This window comes from Streptomyces sp. NPDC050433 (assembly GCF_044458565.1).
Lineage (GTDB): Bacteria > Actinomycetota > Actinomycetes > Streptomycetales > Streptomycetaceae > Streptomyces.
This window is the reverse complement of the sequence record NZ_JBITIB010000005.1, coordinates 243,190-264,271: the sequence shown is the minus strand read 5'-3', so window position 1 is coordinate 264,271 and position 21,082 is coordinate 243,190. Positions and strand designations below refer to the sequence as shown.

Annotated in this window: 22 protein-coding genes; 16 read left to right on the top strand and 6 right to left on the bottom strand. The window is 70.5% G+C overall.

The features are described 5' to 3' along the window. The first annotated feature begins 123 nt into the window (after positions 1–123). Positions 124–627 carry a GtrA family protein gene (locus tag ACIBLA_RS09170; protein WP_363245646.1) on the top strand — a complete coding sequence of 168 codons (504 nt, stop codon included), beginning with the start codon at positions 124–126 and terminating at the stop codon, positions 625–627. Here the strand turns inward: ACIBLA_RS09170 and ACIBLA_RS09165 are convergent. Next, positions 620–1,885, bottom strand: coding sequence for an ATP-binding protein (locus ACIBLA_RS09165; protein WP_363245645.1), 1,266 nt, complete (start codon positions 1,883–1,885; stop codon positions 620–622). The two genes, ACIBLA_RS09170 and ACIBLA_RS09165, sit on opposite strands and share 8 nt — an antisense overlap. Positions 1,886–1,964: 79 nt before the next feature. Beyond that, a complete protein-coding gene (locus tag ACIBLA_RS09160; RefSeq protein WP_363245644.1) occupies positions 1,965–2,642 on the bottom strand; it encodes a response regulator transcription factor in 678 nt (225 codons plus the stop codon). 282 nt (positions 2,643–2,924) lie between these two features. Here ACIBLA_RS09160 and ACIBLA_RS09155 point away from each other — a divergent pair, with 282 nt between their 5' ends. Then, complete coding sequence (locus tag ACIBLA_RS09155) at positions 2,925–4,484, top strand: oligopeptide:H+ symporter (protein ID WP_363245643.1); 1,560 nt, start codon at positions 2,925–2,927, stop codon at positions 4,482–4,484. A gap of 64 nt (positions 4,485–4,548) precedes the next feature. Here the strand turns inward: ACIBLA_RS09155 and ACIBLA_RS09150 are convergent, their stop codons facing one another. Further along, on the bottom strand, positions 4,549–5,037 hold the full coding sequence (locus ACIBLA_RS09150) for an ATP-binding protein (RefSeq protein ID WP_363245642.1): 489 nt from the start codon (positions 5,035–5,037) through the stop codon (positions 4,549–4,551). A 232-nt stretch (positions 5,038–5,269) separates the two neighbouring features. Further along, positions 5,270–5,638, bottom strand: a complete 369-nt coding sequence (locus ACIBLA_RS09145) for an STAS domain-containing protein (RefSeq protein ID WP_363245641.1) — start codon at positions 5,636–5,638, stop codon at positions 5,270–5,272. A 462-nt stretch (positions 5,639–6,100) separates the two neighbouring features. Here ACIBLA_RS09145 and ACIBLA_RS09140 point away from each other — a divergent pair, with 462 nt between their 5' ends. Further along, complete coding sequence (locus ACIBLA_RS09140) at positions 6,101–6,895, top strand: RNA polymerase sigma factor SigF (protein ID WP_399198248.1); 795 nt, start codon at positions 6,101–6,103, stop codon at positions 6,893–6,895. Positions 6,896–7,306: 411 nt separating this feature from the next. On the opposite strand, the gene ACIBLA_RS09135 is transcribed toward ACIBLA_RS09140, so the two are convergent. Together ACIBLA_RS09135 and ACIBLA_RS09130 are read right to left on the bottom strand one after the other, a co-directional pair. Then, positions 7,307–8,155 (bottom strand): ABC transporter permease, encoded by an 849-nt coding sequence (locus tag ACIBLA_RS09135; RefSeq protein WP_399198215.1) that lies wholly within the window; start codon positions 8,153–8,155, stop codon positions 7,307–7,309. Next, positions 8,152–8,997: an ABC transporter ATP-binding protein gene (locus ACIBLA_RS09130; RefSeq protein WP_363245678.1), complete on the bottom strand. Its 846-nt coding sequence runs from the start codon at positions 8,995–8,997 to the stop codon at positions 8,152–8,154. The genes ACIBLA_RS09135 and ACIBLA_RS09130 overlap by 4 nt, the downstream gene beginning before the upstream one ends. 245 nt (positions 8,998–9,242) lie before the next feature. On the opposite strand from ACIBLA_RS09130, the gene ACIBLA_RS09125 reads away from it, so the two are divergent. From ACIBLA_RS09125 to ACIBLA_RS09065, 13 genes are all read left to right on the top strand, one after another. Further along, a complete protein-coding gene (locus ACIBLA_RS09125) occupies positions 9,243–10,100 on the top strand; it encodes a helix-turn-helix domain-containing protein (protein ID WP_399198214.1) in 858 nt (285 codons plus the stop codon). Positions 10,101–10,176: 76 nt separating this feature from the next. Further along, positions 10,177–10,362 carry a hypothetical protein gene (locus ACIBLA_RS09120; protein WP_363243153.1) on the top strand — a complete coding sequence of 62 codons (186 nt, stop codon included), beginning with the start codon at positions 10,177–10,179 and terminating at the stop codon, positions 10,360–10,362. 13 nt (positions 10,363–10,375) lie between these two features. After that, positions 10,376–11,068: a hypothetical protein gene (locus ACIBLA_RS09115; protein WP_363243155.1), complete on the top strand. Its 693-nt coding sequence runs from the start codon at positions 10,376–10,378 to the stop codon at positions 11,066–11,068. Positions 11,069–11,169: 101 nt separating this feature from the next. After that, on the top strand, positions 11,170–12,081 hold the full coding sequence (locus ACIBLA_RS09110) for a DUF6895 family protein (protein WP_363243156.1): 912 nt from the start codon (positions 11,170–11,172) through the stop codon (positions 12,079–12,081). A 104-nt stretch (positions 12,082–12,185) separates the two neighbouring features. Further along, positions 12,186–13,067, top strand: a complete 882-nt coding sequence (locus ACIBLA_RS09105; protein ID WP_363243243.1) for a DUF6895 family protein — start codon at positions 12,186–12,188, stop codon at positions 13,065–13,067. After that, the gene (locus tag ACIBLA_RS09100; protein ID WP_399198213.1) at positions 13,064–14,113 is read left to right on the top strand and encodes a serine hydrolase domain-containing protein; all 1,050 of its coding nucleotides are present in this window, start codon (positions 13,064–13,066) and stop codon (positions 14,111–14,113) included. The genes ACIBLA_RS09105 and ACIBLA_RS09100 overlap by 4 nt, the downstream gene beginning before the upstream one ends. Before the next feature lie 437 nt (positions 14,114–14,550). After that, positions 14,551–15,978 (top strand): ATP-binding protein, encoded by a 1,428-nt coding sequence (locus tag ACIBLA_RS09095; RefSeq protein WP_363243157.1) that lies wholly within the window; start codon positions 14,551–14,553, stop codon positions 15,976–15,978. Between the two features lie 8 nt (positions 15,979–15,986). Continuing rightward, entirely contained in the window at positions 15,987–16,433 is a 447-nt protein-coding gene (locus ACIBLA_RS09090) for a roadblock/LC7 domain-containing protein (RefSeq protein ID WP_363243245.1), read from the top strand. Continuing rightward, positions 16,430–16,789 carry a DUF742 domain-containing protein gene (locus ACIBLA_RS09085; protein WP_363243158.1) on the top strand — a complete coding sequence of 120 codons (360 nt, stop codon included), beginning with the start codon at positions 16,430–16,432 and terminating at the stop codon, positions 16,787–16,789. The genes ACIBLA_RS09090 and ACIBLA_RS09085 overlap by 4 nt, the downstream gene beginning before the upstream one ends. Next, positions 16,767–17,369 (top strand): ATP/GTP-binding protein, encoded by a 603-nt coding sequence (locus tag ACIBLA_RS09080; RefSeq protein ID WP_363243159.1) that lies wholly within the window; start codon positions 16,767–16,769, stop codon positions 17,367–17,369. The genes ACIBLA_RS09085 and ACIBLA_RS09080 overlap by 23 nt, the downstream gene beginning before the upstream one ends. Positions 17,370–17,385: 16 nt before the next feature. Further along, positions 17,386–18,678: a cytochrome P450 gene (locus ACIBLA_RS09075; RefSeq protein WP_399198212.1), complete on the top strand. Its 1,293-nt coding sequence runs from the start codon at positions 17,386–17,388 to the stop codon at positions 18,676–18,678. A 126-nt stretch (positions 18,679–18,804) separates the two neighbouring features. Next, positions 18,805–20,073 (top strand): cytochrome P450, encoded by a 1,269-nt coding sequence (locus tag ACIBLA_RS09070; protein ID WP_399198247.1) that lies wholly within the window; start codon positions 18,805–18,807, stop codon positions 20,071–20,073. 155 nt (positions 20,074–20,228) lie between these two features. Continuing rightward, positions 20,229–21,082 (top strand): family 16 glycosylhydrolase (locus ACIBLA_RS09065; RefSeq protein WP_399198211.1); only part of this gene is annotated, 854 nt, incomplete at its 3' end.

The following is a 21,082-nucleotide window of genomic DNA, read 5'->3' as shown; positions in this document are numbered from 1 at the left end:
GGCCCCGCGCCGGTCCGGTGGTTAGAGTGGGCCGGTCGGCGCCGACGCGGCGCCGCGTGAGACTCCGTCGATGAGACTGCGTCGTCGACCGAACACCGAGACCGGACGGGGCTGAACAACCAGATGACTGCCGCGCCTTCGCAGCGACCAGCCCTGCGGGAGCGGTTGACCCTGCTCGCCCGCGAGGTCGCCAAGTTCGGCGCCGTCGGCGGGGTGGGCCTGCTGGTCAATCTGGCCGTCTTCAACCTCGTACGGCATGTCACCGAGCTGCCGGTGGTGCGGGCGAGCATCCTGGCGACCGTCGTCGCGATCGGCTGCAACTACGTGGGCTTCCGCTACTTCGCCTACCGGGACCGCGACAAGACCCGCCGTACGAAGGAGCTGACGCTCTTCCTGCTGTTCAGCGCGGTCGGGCTGGTCATCGAGAACGGTGTGCTCTACACGGCGACGTACGGGTTCGGCTGGGACGGGCCGCTGCAGAGCAACGTGTTCAAGTTCCTCGGGATCGGAGTGGCGACGCTGTTCCGCTTCTGGTCGTACCGCACCTGGGTGTTCCGCAGGCTCCAGCCGGCGACGGTGCTGGTGGCGGAGGGGCGGCCCGAGCCGGAGCCCGGCCGGGTCATCTGACGGTCTTCTTCGGCTCCTCGCGTACGCGCACCTCGCGGCTCAGGAACAGCGCGAAGACCGGCGGCTGCTGCTGGAGCAGTTCGAGCCGCCCGCCGTCCGCCTCCGCCAGGTCGCGGGCGACCGCCAGCCCGATGCCCGTCGAGTTGTGCCCGCTGATCGCGCGCTCGAAGATCCGCGCCCCGAGGTCCGCCGGAACGCCGGGTCCCTCGTCCGTCACCTCGATCACGGCCTGGTTGCCGGTGATACGGCTGCGCAGGGCGACCGTGCCGCCGCCGTGCATCAGGGAGTTCTCGATCAGCGCGGCGAGGACCTGGGCGACGGCGCCGGGGGTGCCGACGGCCCGCATGTGCTGGGTCCCGGAGCAGACGATCGCGCGTCCGGCGCTGCGGTAGGCCGGGCGCCACTCCTCGATCTGCTGCTGCACGACGTCGTCGAGGTCGAAGACGATCGCCGAGCCGGTGCGGACGTCGCGCGAGTTGGTGAGCAGCCGCTCCACCACGTCGGTCAGCCGCTCCACCTGCGTGAGCGCGATCGTCGCCTCGTCCTTGACGGTGTCCGGGTCATCGGTGGTGGAGATCTCCTCCAGCCGCATGAAGAGCGCGGTGAGCGGCGTACGGAGCTGGTGGGAGGCGTCGGCGGCCAGCCGGCGCTCGGCGGTCAGCATCCGCGCGATCCGTTCGGCGCTGGAGTCGAGCACGTCCGCGACCCGGTCCAGTTCGGGCACGCCGTACCGCTTGTGGCGGGGGCGCGGGTCGCCGGAGCCGAGGCGTTCGGCGGTCTCGGCGAGGTCGGTGAGCGGTGACGCGAGCTTGTTGGCCTGGCGTACGGCGAGCAGGACGGCGGCGACGACGGCGAGCAGCGCCACAGCGCCGATGATCAACAGGGTGCGGCCGAGTTCACGGGTGACGGACGCGCGGGACTCCCGGACGGTGACGGTCTCGCCCTGCTCGCCCTTGGCGCTGCCCTTGATGGCGCCGCCTTCGGGGGGCGTGCCGATCTCGACGGTGGGGCGGCCCGGAATCTCGACCTTGGCATACCGGTCGCCGTCGATCTGCTCCCGCAGGATCGCCCGGGTGACGCGCTCGCCGCCGATCAGCCGGCTGTCGACGATGCTGACCAGCCGCACCGCCTCCAGGTCCACGCGCTCCTGGGCGCTGCTGGTGATGGTGCGGGTCTCGACGATGACGAGCGAGACCCCGAAGACGGCGATGACGACGAGCACCACGGCGAGCGTGGAGTTGATCAGACGACGGCGCACTGTGCCCTACTTCTGTTCGGCCGGGGCCCGCGTTCCGGCTCGGGCCGGATCGCCCGACGCATGCGGATCGCCGTCCGGCTCAGCTCTTCTCGAAGCGGAATCCGACGCCTCGCACCGTGGCGATGTACCGCGGGTTCGCCGCGTCGTCGCCCAGCTTCTTGCGCAGCCACGAGATGTGCATGTCCAGGGTCTTGGTGGACGACCACCAGGTGGTGTCCCAGACCTCGCGCATCAGCTGGTCACGGGTGACGACCCGGCCCGCGTCCCTGACCAGGACGCGCAGCAGGTCGAACTCCTTCGCGGTGAGCTGAAGCTCCTCCTCGCCCATCCAGGCCCGGTGCGACTCGACGTCGATACGCACGCCGTGCGTGGTGGGCGAGGCGGCCGGCTCGCTCGCGCCGCGCCGGAGCAGGGCCCGCACGCGGGCGAGCAGTTCGGCCAGCCGGAAGGGCTTGGTCACGTAGTCGTCAGCGCCCGCGTCGAGGCCGACCACCGTGTCGACCTCGTCGGCGCGGGCTGTCAGCACCAGAAGGGGCACGGAATGGCCCTCGGCACGCAGTCTCCGCGCCACTTCGAGGCCGTCCATGCCGGGGAGTCCGAGGTCGAGTACGACCAGGTCCACTCCGCCCTGGAGGCCGGCTTCGAGGGCCGTGGGACCGTCTTCGCGTACCTCCACCTCGTAGCCCTCCCTGCGCAGTGCGCGGGCCAGCGGCTCCGAGATGGACGCGTCGTCCTCGGCGAGCAGTACACGGGTCATGAGGTGATGGTAGTCCGCGTGGACAAGCGGCCGGGCAGTGATCGCCGATGCCTGTGGCTCTGAGATGCGATTGGGTCAGCCGCCTTCGAATGTGCTCCGTGGTTCGAGAGAAAACCTGTGATCCTTCCCTCAAGTCGTTCCATATGCGTCTCTGTCATGCCGTATGGTGGCTTGGCTCAACACAGGACTGATGGGGATCTTTGGCAGCTTGAGGGCCGAAGGTCCCCTTTTCATGAACCCGAGCGCACCCCGAACACGCCCCGAGCAAGCAAGGATCCCCCCATGGCGTCCAGCCTCACCAAGGACTCCCCCGACCCGTCCGACCCGCCCGGCGGTCCCCACACCCCCGGCCCCCGCACCGCCCCCGAGAAGACGTTCTTCGGCCACCCCCGCGGGCTGGCCACGCTCTTCATGACGGAGATGTGGGAGCGCTTCAGCTTCTACGGCATGCGGGCCCTGCTCACCATCTATCTGCTGTCCGGCGGCCCCGATGCCGCGAAGGGGCTCCAGGAGGGCGGTCTGGGCCTGACCCTCGCCACCACGACGGCGATCTACTCGATCTATCTGTCGATGGTCTATCTGCTGGCCATGCCCGGCGGCTGGCTGGGCGACCGGGTCTGGGGCCCGCGCAAGACCGTGACGATCGCGGCCTGCACCATCATGGCGGGCCATCTGACGCTCGCCCTGCCGGGCTCGGGCTCCTTCTTCGCCGGTCTGGCGCTGGTGGCGCTCGGCTCGGGACTGCTGAAGTCCAACATCTCCACGATGGTCGGCCATCTCTACGACGGCCCCAACGACCCGCGCCGCGACGGCGGGTTCACCATCTTCTACATGGGCATCAACATCGGTGCCTTCTTCGCGCCGCTGATCATCGGCACTGTCGGCGAGAAGTACAGCTGGCACCTCGGCTTCGCGCTCGCGGCCGTCGGCATGGGCATCGGCCTGATCGTGTTCCTGCTCGGTACGAAGCACCTGGCCCCGCAGAGCAGCCGCGTCCCGACGCCGCTGTCGCGCGAGGAGCGCGCGCGGTGGCTGACGAAGGGGCTGAGCTGGCTGCTGATCGGCGCGGTGTTCTACGGAGTCGTCGTCTTCACCGGCAACTTCACGATGAACTGGGCGATGGTGCCGCTGACGCTCGCGGGCATCGTCATTCCGGCCGGGGTCCTGATCCGGATAAAGCGTGACAAGGAGTTGTCACAGGCCGAGCAGACGAAGATGTCCGGGTACATCTGGTTCTTCGTCGCGGCGGCCGTCTTCTGGATGATCTACGACCAGGGCGGGTCGACGATCCAGGCGTTCGGTACGACGAAGGCCGCCGACCATGTCTTCGGCATCAGCTTCCCGACGTCCTGGTACCAGTCGCTGAACCCCGTGTTCATCATGGCGCTGGCCCCGGTGATCGCCTGGCTGTGGCTGTGGCTGAACCGGCGGGGCAAGGAGCCGAGCACGGTCGTGAAGTTCGCCGCCGGCCTGGCCTTCGTCGGCGTCTCGTTCTTCTTCTTCCTGATCCCGCTGGTCCTTGCGGCGGACGGGACTCTGGTCAGCCCGGTCTGGCTGGTCGGCATCTATCTGATCCAGACCGTCGGCGAGCTGTGCGTCTCGCCGGTCGGTCTGTCGGTGACGACGAAGATGGCTCCGGCGAAGTACGCCGGCCAGATGATGGGCGTCTGGTTCCTCGCGGTCACGGCGGGCGACTCGGTGACGGGGATGCTCTCCATCGCCGGGATCGATCTGAGCCGTACGGGGGTGGTCGCCATGGAGGCGGCGCTGGCCACGGCCGCGGGCTTCGCGGTGTTCATGTACCGCAGGACCGTGCGGTCGTTGATGGGTGACGTGCGCTGAGACGGGGTGCGCGCGGTTCCCGGTGTCCGGGGACCGCGCGCACCGCGTCTCGTACGGTCGCGTACTACGCGGGAGCCGCCAGGACCGCCCAGACCGTCTTTCCGGGCGCTCCCGGCGTACGGGCCACCCCCCAGTCCAGACAGAGCCGCTGCACGATGAACATGCCGTGCCCGCCCGGCCGTCCGGCGCGGTGCGGGGTGCGGGGCGCGGGCTGGCCGGTGCCGCGGTCGGTGACTTCGAGGCGCAGCACCTTGGTGTCGGAGGAGACCCGCAGCCGCTCGGGACCCTCGGCGTGCAGACACGCGTTGGTGACCAGTTCGGAGACGACGAGCAGGACGTCCTCGGCGGCGGCGCGGCGGTCGGCGGTCCCGGCCGGCAGCCAGCCCCAGTCGTAGAGCGCCTGACGGGTGAAGTCGCGGGCCATCGGGACGATTCCGCTGGCGCTGCCCAACACCAGGGTGCGCACCCGGCTTTCGGACCCGGCGGAGGTGATACCCACGCCGTCCGGCTCGGAGCCGAAATCGCCCGGCGGAAACTGCCGGGTGGTGCTCATCAGCGCTTCACCTCACCGATTCACCGGTTCGCCGTTTGGTCGATACGTCATTGCGTCGTCAGTACGTCGTCATAGCGTCGTTACGTCGTCAGTACAGAGAGTGCCCGGCCTGTCCCGAACCGCCCGGGGACTCTTCTGCCCCTCGTAATCGTGACAACACCCACAAGACCTACGCGGGTGACGTGACACTTGCAACACCTGATTCCCGCAGGGCCGTGACGCGGCCCCCAGGTCACTCGGCAAGAGCTGCTTCCAGCGATTCGTGCACGGTGAAGACCGCGTCGGCGCCGGTGATTTCGAAGACCCTGGCGACCACAGGCAGCATCGCGGCGAGATGGACGGCACCTCCGGCGGCCTCGGCCTTGAGGCGGGCGCCGAGCAGGACGTTCAGCCCGGTCGAGTCGCAGAACTCAAGCTGCGAGCAGTCGACGACGAGGCGTACCCGTCCTTGGTCGATCGCTTCTTCCAGGGGTGCGCGCAACAGTTCGGCGGTGTGGTGATCCAACTCACCCGCCGCTGTCACGACCTCGCTTCGGCCCTCGGTCCGAACTTCGACCCGAAGCCGGCCCCGGTTCGCGCTGCCGACGGTCTGGCGGTCCATGCCCGTCTTTCCCTCTTCTGCCGTGTGGTGCACCGTCGTCGGATGTCTCTGGGAGCTGCCGCCCGTGGCGTTGTGGTCGCGCCCGCGATGGCACTCCTGGTCGCGTCATTTGCCGTTGACGTTCGCCGAAACATTACGCCTTTCACACGGCCTCCGGTAGCCAATCTCCCACGCAATGCGGACATACGTGCGAAATGACACTTGCACGTGTCCGTACTCAACCGATAGGGCTAGTAGCTGCACAACCGACCTGACCGAAACGCGACCGGCTATGGAGGCGCCGCAAACCGCAGCAGCGCGTATTGGCATCGGCAGCCATATGCCGAGAACGTATGGAGGAGACCCATGTCACCCCGGCTCGACGAATCGCGGCCCGAGAAGATGGGCGCGCCGTCGACACTCCCGTCCGAACCTGACGAGAACGGCACCGCACTCGCGTCCGGTTTCCCGGACCTCGATGACATGCCAGAGATCCCGCCCTTCGACGAGGTGGGCGCGCTGGATGCCCGGTCTCTGTCGAAGACCCTCTTCGGGCGCCTCGAACTCCTGGAAGAGGGCACCCACGAGCACGCTTACGTACGGAACACCCTGGTCGAGCTGAATCTCGCCCTGGTCAAGTTCGCCGCCTCCCGGTTCCGCTCCCGCAGCGAGCCGATGGAGGACATCATCCAGGTCGGCACAATCGGTCTGATCAAGGCGATCGACCGCTTCGAGCTGAGCAGGGGCGTCGAGTTCCCCACCTTCGCGATGCCGACGATCGTCGGCGAGATCAAGCGCTTCTTCCGCGACACGTCGTGGTCCGTGCGGGTGCCGCGAAGGCTCCAGGAGCTCCGTCTCGAACTGGCCAAGGCCGGCGACGAGTTGTCCCAGCTGCTGGACCGCGCACCGACCGTCACCGAACTCGCCGACCGGCTCGGCATCACCACCGACGAGGTCGCCGAGGGTATGGCGGCGAGCAACGCGTACACGGCCAGCTCGCTGGACGCGCAGCCGGAGGACGACGACACCGAGGGCGCGCTGTCCGACCGCATCGGCTACGAGGACCACGGGCTCGAAGGCATCGAGTACGTCGAGTCGTTGAAGCCCCTGATAGCCGGCCTCCCGACCCGTGACCGCACGATCCTGTCGCTGCGGTTCGTGGCCAACATGACCCAGTCGGAGATCGGCGAGGAGCTGGGCATCTCACAGATGCACGTGTCCCGGCTGCTGTCGCGCACGCTCGTCAGACTGCGGAAGGGTCTGACGATCGAGGAGTGACGGCGACTTCACCGGGGGCGGGTTCCGCATGCGGTCCGGTGGCCGTTCCTGACGGCTGCCGGGCCACCGGTGCATTCACCGGGTGGAGTCGAGGTCGCGTGGCGGCAGGTCGAGCAGCCGCCGGGTGCGACACTCTCCAGCAGCGGGGGCCCCTGCCCGGTTGAGCCGACGAACAGCCGGTCGGAGACCTGGTGGTGAGCCGCCGTCGGCCGGTGGCGCTCGGCCTGCCAAGGCCCTTGGACGCGGGGTGCGGTGGGTGGCCTCGGATGTCCGGACGGATCCGGTATGAGGGGCGTTTCCCCGGCGGACATGGCCCCGCCTCCGATTCGTATCGATGTACTGGCCGGACGGCCTTGTCGGGTCAGGTATTACGCCCGCACCGGGGCGGGTCCCGATACGGGCGCCGTCAGGTCAGCCGACCCGGCGCAGTGCCTTCTCGCGGCGTGCCGAGACGGTCGAACCCGACTCGCGCCGTGCCATGCGGCGCAGTACGAGCGGGGCGAGCGCGAGGCCGAGTGCCGCCCAGAGGGCGAGTACCCCGGCCGTCTCCCAGTGGCGCCAGGACTCGGCGATCTCCGCGGTGAGCGCGGAGTCCGGGAGCAGGGCGGAGCGCATGCCCAGGCCGAGCCAGTAGACCGGGGTCGCCTGGCCGAGCCACTGCACCCACTCCGGCATCGAGGTGAGCGGGTAGAAGATGCCGGAGATCGCGATCATTCCCATGACCGGGAGCTGGATGAGGCCCTGGCCGCGGGCGCTGGTGAAGACCGAGCCGAGGATCGCGCCGATGGGGAGCGTCGCCGCCATGCCGAGGAGCAGGACCCACGTCACGGTGAGCCAGGATCCGGCGTCGCCGGCGGTGAGGCCGTCGATGATCAGCAGGCCGGGGATCAGCAGGATCGCGAGGTCGGCGAGGAGACCGCCGCCGACCGATACGACCTTGCCGATCAGATAGGCGGGCATGCCGTCGGGCGTCGCCTTGGCACGCATGAGGGTGCCGTCCTCGCGTTCGGCGGTGAGTATCTGGCTCATGGAGACCATGCCCATCGCGGCGTTCATGCCGAGGATGCCGGGCAGGGCGAGGGTGCCGAGCAGGAGCCCGGCGGACCCGAAGGACGCGTCCCGCAGGAAGTACAGCACCGTCAGCATCATGGTCGGCCACAGCAGATGGGACAGCAGTTCACCGCCGTTGGTGAAGGACTGCCGCAGTTCGATCAGGCCGCGCGAGCAGCCCGCCCGTACCGTGCTGGTCGTCAGGTTCACCGGGCCGCCTCCTCCTCGCGTACGAGCGCCATGTACGTGTCCTCCAACGAGGCCCGGCGGACCTCCAGTTCACCTATCGCCGTGCCGTACCGGGCGAACAGGTCGCGGACGAATCCGGTCGAGTCGGTGGTCGTGTGGGTGCGGTGCTGTCCGCCGTACGTCCAGCGCACCTCGTCCTCGCCCGCAACCTGCCGGGCCAGTTGGTCCGCCGAGCCGTCGGCGATGATCCGGCCGCCGACGAGGATCACGATCCGGTCGGCGAGCTTTCCGGCCTCGTCCAGGTCGTGCGTGGTGAGCAGGACCGTGGTCGCGTGGTCGCGGGCGAGGCGCTGGACGAGGTCGTGGAACTCGTGCCGCGCGCTCGGGTCGAAGCCCGCCGTCGGCTCGTCCAGGAAGAGCAGTTCGGGGCGGCCGACGATGCCGATCGCCACGTCGAGCCTGCGCCGCTGCCCGCCGGACAGGGTCTTGATCTTCTTGCCCGCGTGCGCCGTCAGGCCGACCGCGTCGACCAACTCGGCGGTGTCCCAGGGGCGTTGTACCTGTCCGGTCGCGTAGGGGGCGTAGTACGTGCCGAGATGGGCGAGCAATTCGCGTACCCGCCAGTTGCCGTGGTCGCGCCAGGACTGGAGGACCACCCCGAGTCTGGCGCGCCAGCGTTCGTCGCCGTGCGCCGGGTCGGAGCCCAGTACGTCGACGCGGCCCGCCGACCGCATCCGGAAGCCCTCCAGGATCTCGATCGTGGTGGTCTTGCCGGCCCCGTTCGGCCCCAGCAGGGCCAGCACCTCCCCGTGGTGTGCCTGGAACCGCACATCGCGCAGGACGTCGTGCGTCCCGTACCGCATGCGCAGTCCCTCGACATCGAGCACGACTCTGTCGCTGTTCGCCACATCGAAATCCCTTGGCCTCGCCGCTTCACTGCTTCAGTGACGAGGAAAGCTACGTTGCGTTTCGCTAGTCGTCAACATCAATTGCAATGGTCATGACGGTGAACGCAACGGTCTTCGGCGAGAGAATCGTTGCAATGAGATGGCGCTGAACGCATACTGGGCCGACCCCTCACCCATGGACCGTCAGGAGGCGAACGCGGATGCCCGGAGGCAGGCTGACCGCCGAGGACCGCCGGGACATCGGCGCGGGACTGGCCGGCGGACTGGGATACGCAGAGATCGCCAGACGCCTCGGCAGGCCCACCTCCACCGTCAGCCGGGAGGTGGCGCGCAACGGCGGCGCCGACGGCTACCGGGCGGACCGCGCGCTGCGGGCGACCGAGCGGCGGGCCCGGCGGCGCGGGCCCGCGCCGGGCCGGCCCGGCGACATCGGCGCCGACGGGCCCGCCGGGCCCGACCGCGACGAACTCCGCCACTTCGCCGAGCAGTTCGTGGCGATGCTGGTGAGTACCGGGCTGCCCCCCATGGTGTCGCGGATCCTGGTCCGGCTGTTCCTCACCGACTCCGGCAGCCTCACCTCCGCCGACCTGGTCCGTCAGCTGCGGGTCAGCCCCGCGTCCGTCTCCAAGGCCATCGGCTATCTCGAAGATCTGGAGGTGGTGCGGCGCGACCGGGATCCCCGCTCGCGCCGCGAGTTGTACGTCGTGGACGACGACGTCTGGCTGCGGGCCTGGACGCGCGACACGCGTTCGACCGCGACCTGGGCGGACACCGCCCGGCAGGGGGCCGGCATCGTCGGCGCGGACACACCGGCGGGGGTCCGGCTCGACCGTATGGCCCGGTTCTTCGCCTCCCTCCACGACGAGATGGCGATCGATCCCAGCTCTGTCGACGACGCGTTGACACTGCTCGCGGCCCTCGTGCACGGGAAGGCGCCGGTCGAGATCGAGGGGCCGGCCGCCGCGCTCGGCTGGTCCGCCGAGCGCGTCGCCGCCGCCCTGCGGCGCGCCGGGCCCGAACGGCTCGCCCCGGCCCGGCGGAGCCCGTTCGGACGCTGAGCGTTTGCGGGTGTCCGATTTGTGAGTTCCACTGGCTGGGTACACCGAACCAGCTTCCTTCTGAGGGGATGATGGCATGTCCACTGCGACCAACGCCCGAGACGTTACTAAGGACTTGGATGTCGACATCGACTCCGTCCTGAGCCCGAGCGAGGCCGAAGGCACATACCGCGACAGCCGGGAGTGCGCCGCACTGGCGCTGGCCGCCGGAGGTGGCGCGGTTCTGCTCTCGCCGCCGACCCCCCGCCCGAAGAAGGGCTGACGGGAAACGTCATATGGAGCAGTCAGGTACCTCTTCCCGCCTTGCGGGTGTGGTGCATGACCTGGCTTCAGAGGTGGTCTCCGTCCTTCGGGACGGAGGCCATTCCTCTGTGGTGGGCGGCACCGTCGGCACCCTCGCGGACGACAAGCTGGGTCTGGCGGCGGTGCGCGTGCTGGGCGCCGACGTCCTGCTGCCGAGCGTGCTGACCCACCGTCGGCCGCTCCCGGACGATCTGGCGGTCTTCCAGCGTGCGGCCCTCACCTTCGCGCCCGGCGCCACGTCGACCGAGACGACGGTCTGGAGCCACTGGGCGATGACACAGACCCTGCACAGACTGGACGCACCCACGACCGGACCGCATGCCGGGCCCGACGCGTCGTGGCTGGACGGCCTGGCGTGGCCGCAGCTGACCCATCAGCTCTCCCTCCTGGGGGCGCTCGCCGTGCCCGGCGCCGATTCGGGGGTGGCACGGGCCGCCGCCCGCCGCCCCGTGGACGTGGCGCGGGGCTTCGTACGCGCCGTACGCCGTCGTGACTGGCTCCAGGCGGCCGGTGCCGGGCGCTGGCTGACCGTCGTCGACGGTGTCCCCGACACGCTCGGGCTGGACACCGGACTCGAATTCGTCGGGCAGATGGCGGGGACGGACGCGCGGGTCGGCCTGCATGTGCACGCCGCGCGGCACATCCGCGCCGTGGGCCGCCGATGAGTACGTCGCAGACGGCCGGCGCGTCACAGCTGTCTCGCGGATCGCGGGAATCGCGGAAGGCACGGGAGTCGCGGGAGGCACGGGAGTCTCATGCGTCCCGCGTGTCCCGGACCGCCCTGGAGTGGGTGCACGACCACCGCGACTCCTTCCGGCTGCCGGACGACGTGCTGGCCCCGGACGCGGACGTCAACCGGACGCTGAAGCCGCTCGGCGAGCTGGCGCAGCTCAGCTTCTCGATCCGCGCGCACAGCGACCCCGGCTCCCTCCGCCACCGACTCGCCTCGGAGCTGCTGGACTTCGCGTGGGACCAGACCCGGCGGGGCCGGCTCTTTCTCGACCTGCTGCGCGGCGAGCCCTTCGCGACGTATCCGCTGGAGATCTACGCGGCCTTCGCCGCCGCGGATCTGCGGCACACGGGCTTCGAGGAACTGGCGGCGGCCGTGCGTCGTACACGCGGCTGGCAGCGCGTCGAGCAGGAGCCGAACAGACGCCTGGGTGTGCTCAACTCCGAGCGGCGCGTGGGCTTTCCGCCGTACGAGGAGCCGTCGGACGCGCTTGCGCGGACCTGGCTGGGCGGGCTGCCGGAGCCATGGACGTTCGAGCGGACGGCGGGTTACGGGCTGACGCATGTCGTCTTCCACCTCACCGACTGGGGCAACGCGCCGTATCTGATGCCGGGCGGGCTGGCCGACTATCTGGCGACGTGGCTGCCCGCGTGGCTGGACACCTGCCTGGAGGCGGAGCAGTGGGACCTGAGCGGTGAACTGCTCGCCGTTGCCGGAAGCGTTCCTGATGCCTCGTCATATCGCGGCCTGGCCGACGCGGTTGACGCCGGATGGGCACGGATCGCCGATGTCCAGGACGCGGCCGGTGGCATCCCCGAGAACGGCGCGGGGCGCCCCGGCGAGCCGCCGCGGGACTTCGCGTACTGCTACCACTCCACGCTGATGGCCGCTTTCGCCGCCACGCTGGCCGACGTCCGCCTGGCGGCCGTACAGGAAGGCGTCGCATGACGACGGACAGCACGGACGGCACGGACAGCGCGGAGAACACCGGGGGCGCGGACGGCACGAGCCCCGACCACACGCGGCTGATCCACGGCGTCGGCGCGCAGGCCATGGAGTGGCTGCACACCAACCGGGCCGGCTTCCGGCTCGAACCCGACGCCGATCCCGAAGTGGGCTTCCTGGAGCGCTTCAAGCCGATCGGCGAAGCCGCCATGATCTGCAAGATCCTCTTCCGCGAAGGGGTGGCGGGCTCCCGGCAGGCCTCCCTCGCCCGCGGGCTGATGGACCACCTGTGGCGTGAAGCCCTCGACGGCGGACGGATGCTGGCGCGCGGCCAGCGGCAGGAGCCGATCTCGCCCATCCCCTTCGAGGTCTATCTGCCCTTCAAGGAGATGGGCTACCAGGAACCGGAGACCGAGCGGGCCGCCCGCCTCAACCACCGGCTCGGCAGCTGGGCCGCCCTGGAGGTGCTGCCGGTCCGGCGGCTGGGCATCTCCACTTACGAGCAGCGCTTCGGACTGGCCCCCAGCACTCCCCTCGACGACGCGACCGCGCGCACCTGGCTCGCCCGCACACCCGAACCGTGGACCGTGGAGGGCCATATCGGGTACGACATCACCCACACGGTCTTCCATCTCACCGACTGGGGCCAGGAGCCCGCCGGGCTGCCGGCCGCCATCGCCGACTACCTGGCCCTGTGGCTGCCGGTCTGGCTCGACGACTGGCTGGACCTGAAGCGCTGGGATCTCCTCGGCGAACTGCTCGTCGTGGACGCCTGCCTGCCCGAACCGACCCTGGACGAACGGGCATGGCGCGGCTTCGCCGCCGCGCAGCAGCCCGACGGCGCGATGCCCGCCGTGCACGAGATGCCGGAGGGGAGCGCGGACGACGTGTTCGACATCGTCTACCACCCGACGCTGGTCGCCGCCTTCGCCTCCGTGCTGGCCACCTCACGCGCCTTGGCGCGCCTGACGACCCCCGTGGCGTCATGAGCGAGCGCGAGATCATGGCCGTACGGGCGGACAGCGCGCGTGCCGCCCTCGCCGGTACCCCGCACGAACGGCTCGACGCCGCCGTGCGCGCGGTCGACGCCCCCGATGTCGTCTTCGCCGTCTCCGTGCAGGGAGCCCGCACCGTCCGCGCCTCGCCGGGTGCGGAGGGGCTGCGTTACGAGATCGGCTCCGCCTCCAAGCCGTACGCCGGACTGCTGCTGGCCCAGCTCGCGCGGACCGGTCACGTCGCGTACGAGGACTCGGCGGCGGCCTGCTTCGGCCCCCAGCCGCCCCCGCACGTCGCGCCGATCACCCTGCGCCATCTGATCACCCACACGTCCGGACTGCCCGCCCTGCCGCGCGACTTCTACCGGCAGGCGCTGCCACGCTGGACGACCAACCCGTTCGCCGGGTACCCCGCGCACCGCGTGGTCGACGCGTTCCTGCGCGCGCGTCCGCGCCACCGGCCCGGCACGCGCTGGCACTACTCCAACTTCGCCGTCTCCGTGCTCGGGCACGCGCTGTCCTCCACCACCCGCACCGGCTGGGACGCGCTGATGGAGGAGCAGGTCCTGGCGCCGCTCGGGCTGTCCGGGACATCGACACGCGCCGCCGGCGCGGGCAGCGCCGGGGCGGCCGACGCCGTCGGTCACGCCGGGGACGGCGTGAGCGAGGTGCCCCCGCTGAGCATCGGCGGCTTCGCGGCGGCCGGGGCCGTCCGGGCCACTCCGCACGATCTGCTGACCTTCTTGGAGGCGCATCTGCGGCCGGAGCGCACGCCGTCGCTGGCGCACGCCCTGCACGCGGTGCGCCGCCCCGTGCTGCGGCGCGGAATCGGCAAGGCGCACACGCACACACTGACCTGGTTCCAGCACCCGACCGACGACGGTCCGGCGTACTTCCACTGCGGGGCGACGAGCGGGCAGCAGGCGTTCCTCGGGTTCTGCCCGGGGACGGGAACGGCGGTGGCCGCCGTCGCCTCGCGGCGCTTCAGGCGGGCCGACGCGTTCGTGCCGACGGCGTACGGGGTGCTGTTCGGCGCCTGAGATCCGGCACGGTGGTGAACCACCGGGCAGCGCGGTCGCGGCGGGCGAGGGCCGGCGGTGGTCGGAGCCGTAAATGATCCGAATGCGGCTGACATGGCGGGTGAACCTGTACATGGGCCCGATGGTGGTGAGGGTGTCGGTGTGGGGGGTGAGTTCGTGCGATACGGGATGTGTTCACGTGCTGCGGCCAGCCCGTATGACCGACAACCCCCTCCGTACACATGTGCGGATGGTGCCCGGCCTGTGCCGCCGAGTGACAGATGTTGGCCAACTCCCGCCCGAATCAAGCACATTGCTCGTAGGATCTGGGTGCTCGCGATCACCCCCCATCGGGAGCCCTAGGTGTCCCGACGAATCCTGGAAGGGGCCCCGTCTCCGTGTCGAGCCGTCCGGTGAACAGTCAGAGCAGACGGGCGGTCCAGTGGCTGGGAGTCCTCGTGGCAGCCGGCGTCGCCGCCGTGCTGATCGGCCGGGCGTCCACGGCTGAGTGGCGGCAGGCACTCGCGGGCGGCTGCGCGGCCCTGGCCGTGCTGCTCATCGCCTGGGTGCTGGTGCTGCACCGGCGGTTGGGCGCCGAGCGCGCCGAACGGGACCGGGAGCGGCGGACCGCCGCCGCGCGAGGCGCCGAGGTCGCCCATCTGGCTGCGGTACGCGTCCCCGCCATCGCCGAACGGGTACGCGCGGGACGGCGGTTGGACGGTGTACCGGGACCTGTCGCGCCCGAGGCCGACACCGGCGAGGACTTCGCACACGCGCTGGCCGCTGTGGTCGCCGCCCTCGGCTCGGACGAGGCGGTACGGCGCGAGCGCGGGCTGCGCGACTCGGTGCAGACGGCCTTCGAGTCGGTCGCCCGCAACATGCACGCGATGGCCACGGTGCAGCAGCAGGTCCTCGACCACGTGGAGCGCGCCATCGACGACCCGCGGCTGATGGCGGACGTGATGAAGGCCGACCACGCGGCCTCGCAGATGACCCGCAAGGCCCAGACGCTCCTCGTGATGTGCGGGATCTGGCCGGCCAGGCGCGAGTCGCAGCCCGTCTCGCTGTACGACTGCGTGCGCGGCGCGCAGTCGCGGATCGTGGAGTTCGGACGGGTGGAGGTGCACGGCGGGCAGACGCTGTTCGTGGTGCCGCCCGCCGTCGAGGGTCTGATGCACGCCATCGCCGAACTCCTGGAGAACGCGACCGTGTTCTCCCCCTCCCGCACCCAGGTGATCGTGACGATCCGTGAGGTGGGCGCGGGGGCCGTCGTGGAGATCGACGACGCGGGTCTCGGCATGCCTCCGGACGTGCTGCACCAGGCGATGTCCCAGCTCAGGGACGATCTGGACCTGACGCGGCTCGGGGCCGTACCGCGGCTGGGGCTGGCGTGCGTGGGGCGCTGGAGCCGGGAGATGGGCTTCAACGTGGAGCTGACGGGGGCGTCGGCGTACGGCGGGACGCGGGCCGTCACCTTCGTACCGCACCGGCTGCTGACCGAACCGCTGTCGCACTTTCCGGCGGAGCCGGTGCACGTGCCCGTACGCGAGCCGGTGTCGGCGTCGGTGTCAGTGCCGGACGAGGAGCACGAGCGGTCTGCGGCAGGCACCGTACGTGCGGAGGACGGACCCGAGCCCGGCGGGCTGCCCCGCCGCCGCAGCCGTCGGCGGGCCCCCGCCACGGCGGCCGACCAGGACCGCGCGGCGGAACAAGCACCACAGGTGTCGCAGCCGCAACCCCCGCAGCAGGCGCGGCCCGACCGGGCCTGGACCCCCGAAGCGGCCCGCGCGTCGATCACCAGCGTGCTGTCCGGCTCGCGTCGTGGCCGCGCCGCGGCCGACCAGGACACCGATGTGCCCGACCAACACGACGGAGGCCGGCAGTGACCGGAAGAGTGACCGGAACGATCTCCCGACTCCCCGACCTGGGGTGGATGCTCCGCCCCCTGACCGAGATACCGGGGGTCAGACACGCGGTGGTCGTCTCGGAGGACGGCCTGCGGCTCGGCCACGCGTCCGCGGACAATCTGAAGGGTCCCGTGGCCGAACTGACCGTCGCCGAGGCCGAATCGCTCGCCGCCGCGTCCGCCGCGCTGACCATGACGGGCCGCTCCACGGCCGGGCTGGTGTTCGGGGGCGGCGCCGACGTACGGCAGTTGATGCTGGAGTCCGACCAGGGCTTCGTCCTCTTCACGTCGGCCGGTGTGGGTGCCCAGCTGGGTGCCGCCACCGAGACCGACGCCGATGTGGGCCTGGTGGCCCAGCAGATGCAGCTGCTGGTCGTGAAGATCGGCAGCCACCTGAGCAGCCAGCCTCGGGATCCGGTGAGCCCGTCCTCATGACGGAACGTCCCGACGACCGGACCACGTCGGCGGTGCGCCCGTACGTGATCACCGGTGGAAGGACGGCCGCCGGAGCCGAACCACTGTCCTGGGAATCGCTCGTGATGGCGGCCGAAACGGACCCGCCGGTGACACTTCAGCCGGAGCACCGCACCATCCTGACGCACTGTCAGGGACTGCTGTCGGTGGCCGAGGTGTCGGCCCATCTCGGCCAACCGCCCTCCGTGGTGCAGGTGTTGCTCGCCGACCTCATCGAATGGGGACTGATCGTGACCCGCCCGCCCATACCGCCGGCCGAACGAGCCGATGTGACCATGCTGAGAAAGGTCCTCCATGGCCTCGAAAGCCGCCTCTGAGGCCCTCGCCGCCGGCAAGTACGTCAGCTCCAGCGTCGCCGGCGCCGCGAAGATCATGGTCGTCGGGCCGCTGGGCGTCGGCAAGACGACGTTCATCGGTACGGTCTCCGAGATCAAGCCGCTCAGCACCGAGGCCGTGATGACCCGGGCCGGCGCCTCGGTCGACGTCACGGTGGACCAGGCCAAGGCCACCACCACCGTCGCCCTGGACTTCGGCCGGATGACGATCGACGGCGAGCTGGTCCTCTATCTGTTCGGTACGCCGGGGCAGCAGCGCTTCCTCCCGGCCTGGCGCGATCTGGCACGGGGCGCGCTCGGCTCGCTCGCCCTGGTGGACACCCGCGATCTGACCGCGTCCTTCGACGCGCTGGGCCATCTGGAGGACCTGGGGCTGCCGTTCGCCGTCGCCGTCAACGTCTTTCCGGGCAGCCCGCTGCACACCGACGCCGAGCTGCGCGCCGCGCTCGACCTGCTGCCGGACACGCCACTGGTGTCCTGCGACGCGCGGGACGAGCGGTCCTCCGTCATGGCGCTCATCGCCCTCGTACGCCACCTCGTCCTCGCCGCCGAGTCCTCATGACGCCGGAGTCCACACCATGACCACACCCGCTGCGACACCCGCATCCGCGCCGACACCCGCGCCGACATCCCCGACCGCGACCGGGACCGCGACCGCGATCTACGGGGAGCATCTCGACGGCGACCGCATGCCGAGTCTGTACGAGCAACTGCGCGCCGATCACGGCCCGGTGGCCCCGGTCACCGTCGCACCCGGCATCACGGCCTGGCTGGTGCTCGGCCACCGCGAGCTGCTGCGGCTGACCCGCGAGGAGCAGGACTTCTCGCACGACCCGCGCCGCTGGGGCCAGTTGCGCGAAGGCCGGGTGCCGGCGGACTCGCCGATCCTGCCGATGGTGGGCTGGCGCCCGGCGCTGCTGTTCGCCGACGGGCAGCAGCACCGCCGGATGCGGGCGGCGGTGTCGGACGCGCTCGGCCGGATCAACGGGCATGAACTGCGGCGCGGCGTACGGGAGACGGCCGAGCGGCTGATCGCCGAGTTCGCCGACCGCAAGCAGGCGGACCTGGTGTCGGACTACGCGCGCAAGCTGCCGCTGATGGTGATCACCGGTCTGCTCGGGCTCGACGGGCCGACGGGGCAGGAGCTGGTGAAGGCCATCGCGGGGCTGGTCGTGGCGAACGCCGACTCCGCCGACGCGAGCAAGCGGATGGGCGCGATCCTGCTCGCCCTGATCGAGGAGAAGCGGCACCGTCCCGGCAACGACGTCACGTCCGCGCTGCTGCACCATCCGGCGCGGCTGACGGACGAGGAGGTGCTGCACAACCTGGTGGTGATGTTCGTCGCGGGCAACCAGACCACGGTGAACTGGATCGCCACCACCCTGCGCATCCTGCTCTGCGACCCGGCGTTCCGGTCCTCGCTCAGCGGCGGTCATCTGAGCGTCGACGACGCGCTGGACCTGGTGCTGTGGCGCTTCCCGCCGACGCAGAACTTCCCCGCCCGGTACGCCACCCGCGATCTGCGGTTCGGCGGCCAGGAGATCCGTGCCGGGGACATGCTGATCCTCGGTCTGGCCGCGGCGAACGCCGACCCGGACATCCTGCCGGAGGACGGTACGCCCGTGGTGGGCAACCGTTCCCATCTGGCGTTCGGGGCCGGGCCGCACACCTGCCCGGCCCAGGACCCTGCCAGGCTGATCACCCGTACCGCGGTCGACACCATCAGGCATCGGCTGCCGGATCTCGAACTGGCCGTGCCGGAGACCGAGTTGGCCTGGATCAAATCGCCCTGGAGCAAGGGCCTGGCGGCCCTTCCCGTCCGCTTCACCGAGCCGCAGTTGCCGCGTGGACCGCGCGCGACGCGGAGTTGAGGAGAGCCCGCCTTGAGCCCCGAGCCGAACACACCCGCCGCTGAAACGTTGTCCGACACGTCAACCGACAGGCCGTCCGACACGTCGTCCGACACGTCAACCGACAGGCCCGCCGTCCCGCACCGGATGGATCCGGCCGGCGGCTGCCCGCACGCCGCCAACGCGCGCCTGCTCGCGCGGGGCGCGGTGGCCCCCGTCGTACTCCCCGGTGAGGTCGAGGCGATGGCGGTCATCGGGCACGACGCGCTGAAGGAGTTCCTGTCGCATCCCGATGTCGCGAAGGGCGCCACGCACTTCACGGCGCTGCGGGAGGGGCGGATCCCCGACGGGTGGCCGCTGAAGACGTTCGCGACCGTGCAGGGCATGACGACGGCGGACGGCGCAGACCACCGGCGGCTGCGCTCGCTGGTGAGCAAGGCGTTCACGACGCGGCGGGTGGAGGCGCTGCGCGGGCGGGTGGAGGAGGTGACGGCGGAGCTGCTGGACAACCTGGCGGCGGCCGGCGGCGAGGACGGGGCGGCCGTCGTCGACGGGCCGGTCGTCGTCGACGGGCCGGTCGTCGTCGACGGGCCGGTCGTCGTCGATCTCCGCGAGCACTTCGCCCTGCCGCTGCCGATGAGCGTGATCTGCGAACTGCTGGGCGTGGACGCGGAGTTCCACGACCAGCTGCACCATCTGTCGAACCAGATTGTCGCGACGGACATCTCCCCCGAGGACGCGATGGCCGCCAACCGGGACATCGTGGCCGTACTGGGCGCCGTGGCCGCCTCCCGTACCGCGAACCCCGGCGAGGACCTGACCAGCGCGCTGATCGCGGCGCGCGAGGAGGACGGCGACCGGCTGAGCGGGCACGAACTCATCGGCACCCTGCTGCTGATGATCATCGCCGGGCACGAGACGACGCTGAACCTGATCACCAACGCGGTACGCGCGCTCTGCCGCCACCGCGATCAGCTGGAACTGGTCCAGATGGGCAAGGCGAGCTGGTCGGACGTGGTCGAGGAGACCCTGCGCTGGGACAGCCCGGTGAGCTTCTTCCCGTTCCGCTATCCGACGCGGGACCTGACTGTGGACGGCACGGTCATCCCGCAGGGCACGCCGGTCCTGGCGGGCTACTCGGCGGCGGGCCGCGACAAGGCCGCGCACGGCGAGAACGCGGACGTGTTCGACCTCACCCGGTACGCCACGGGCCCGGCCACCCGTAACCTCTCGCTCGGGCACGGCGCGCACTTCTGTCTGGGGTCGTCGCTCGCCCGGATGGAGGCGACGATCGCGCTGGAGCGGCTGTTCACCCGCTTCCCGGACCTGGACGTCGCGGTCACGGAGGCGGAACTGCCGCGGCACGCAAGCTTCGTGGGCAACAGCGTGCAGCGACTGCCGGTTTCGCTGGGGTAGTTGGGCCCGGAACCAGGGGAGGCCGGTCAAGTTTGGTCCATACCAACTCCTTGACGGCCCCCCTGGACCTCCCTTAAATCAAGTATTGAATTAACTGCACGAATGTCATGCACATGCCCCCATGAGAAGTGAAGTGATGACCTGTGCGAATCCCCATGCGGCGTCGTGTGACGCTGTACGCCCTGGCTCTTCTCACCTGTACGAGCGTGGCCACGGCCGTGCCCGCCGGAGCGGCGGCGCCCTCCCCCGAGCCCCGTATCAGCGCGAACGCGGCGAACGCGCCCATGGCCGTGACGTTCGACGAGAACTTCGACGGACCCGCCGGATCGGCCGTCAACGGCAGCAGATGGCAGATCGAGACCGGCGACAACGTCAACAACCATGAGCGGCAGTACTACACGGCGGGCAACAACAACGCCGCCCTCGACGGCCAGGGCAATCTCGTCATCACCGCCCGCAAGGACAACCCCGGCAACTACCAGTGCTGGTACGGCCGGTGCGAGTACACCTCCGCCCGGCTGAACACGGCCGGCAAGTTCACCGCGCAGTACGGCCGCGTCGAGGCCCGCATGAAGATCCCGCGCGGGCAGGGCATGTGGCCCGCGTTCTGGATGCTCGGCAACAACATGGGCGACGTCGGCTGGCCCAACAGCGGCGAGATCGACATCATGGAGAACGTCGGCTTCGAGCCGAGCACCGTGCACGGCACACTGCACGGCCCCGGCTACTCGGGCTCGGGCGGCATAGGCGCCGGCTACACCCTCCCCGGCGGCCAGGCGTTCGCCGACGCCTTCCACACCTTCGCGATCGACTGGTCGCCCAACTCCATCCGCTGGTCGGTCGACGGCAATGTCTTCCAGACCCGTACGCCCGCCGATCTGGGCGGCCGGGAATGGGTGTTCAACAATCCGTTCTTCCTGATCCTCAACCTCGCGGTCGGCGGCTACTGGCCCGGCGACCCCAACGGCAGCACGCCCTTCCCGAGCACGCTGACCGTCGACTACGTGCG

Bases quoted from the DNA above. Each gene is read 5' to 3' on its own strand.
- ACIBLA_RS09150 (WP_363245642.1), bottom strand. From the start codon at position 5,037: ATGAGCACCACCCGGCAGTTTCCGCCGGGCGATTTCGGCTCCGAGCCG.
- ACIBLA_RS09105 (WP_363243243.1), top strand. From the start codon at position 12,186: ATGGAGTGGCTGCACACCAACCGGGCCGGCTTCCGGCTCGAACCCGAC.
- ACIBLA_RS09070 (WP_399198247.1), top strand. From the start codon at position 18,805: ATGGATCCGGCCGGCGGCTGCCCGCACGCCGCCAACGCGCGCCTGCTC.
- ACIBLA_RS09130 (WP_363245678.1), bottom strand. From the start codon at position 8,997: ATGCGGTACGGGACGCACGACGTCCTGCGCGATGTGCGGTTCCAGGCA.
- ACIBLA_RS09145 (WP_363245641.1), bottom strand. From the start codon at position 5,638: ATGGACCGCCAGACCGTCGGCAGCGCGAACCGGGGCCGGCTTCGGGTC.
- ACIBLA_RS09080 (WP_363243159.1), top strand. From the start codon at position 16,767: ATGGCCTCGAAAGCCGCCTCTGAGGCCCTCGCCGCCGGCAAGTACGTC.
- ACIBLA_RS09170 (WP_363245646.1), top strand. From the start codon at position 124: ATGACTGCCGCGCCTTCGCAGCGACCAGCCCTGCGGGAGCGGTTGACC.
- ACIBLA_RS09120 (WP_363243153.1), top strand. From the start codon at position 10,177: ATGTCCACTGCGACCAACGCCCGAGACGTTACTAAGGACTTGGATGTC.
- ACIBLA_RS09155 (WP_363245643.1), top strand. From the start codon at position 2,925: ATGGCGTCCAGCCTCACCAAGGACTCCCCCGACCCGTCCGACCCGCCC.
- ACIBLA_RS09115 (WP_363243155.1), top strand. From the start codon at position 10,376: ATGGAGCAGTCAGGTACCTCTTCCCGCCTTGCGGGTGTGGTGCATGAC.
- ACIBLA_RS09140 (WP_399198248.1), top strand. From the start codon at position 6,101: ATGCCAGAGATCCCGCCCTTCGACGAGGTGGGCGCGCTGGATGCCCGG.
- ACIBLA_RS09160 (WP_363245644.1), bottom strand. From the start codon at position 2,642: ATGACCCGTGTACTGCTCGCCGAGGACGACGCGTCCATCTCGGAGCCG.
- ACIBLA_RS09125 (WP_399198214.1), top strand. From the start codon at position 9,243: ATGCCCGGAGGCAGGCTGACCGCCGAGGACCGCCGGGACATCGGCGCG.
- ACIBLA_RS09100 (WP_399198213.1), top strand. From the start codon at position 13,064: ATGAGCGAGCGCGAGATCATGGCCGTACGGGCGGACAGCGCGCGTGCC.
- ACIBLA_RS09085 (WP_363243158.1), top strand. From the start codon at position 16,430: ATGACGGAACGTCCCGACGACCGGACCACGTCGGCGGTGCGCCCGTAC.
- ACIBLA_RS09075 (WP_399198212.1), top strand. From the start codon at position 17,386: ATGACCACACCCGCTGCGACACCCGCATCCGCGCCGACACCCGCGCCG.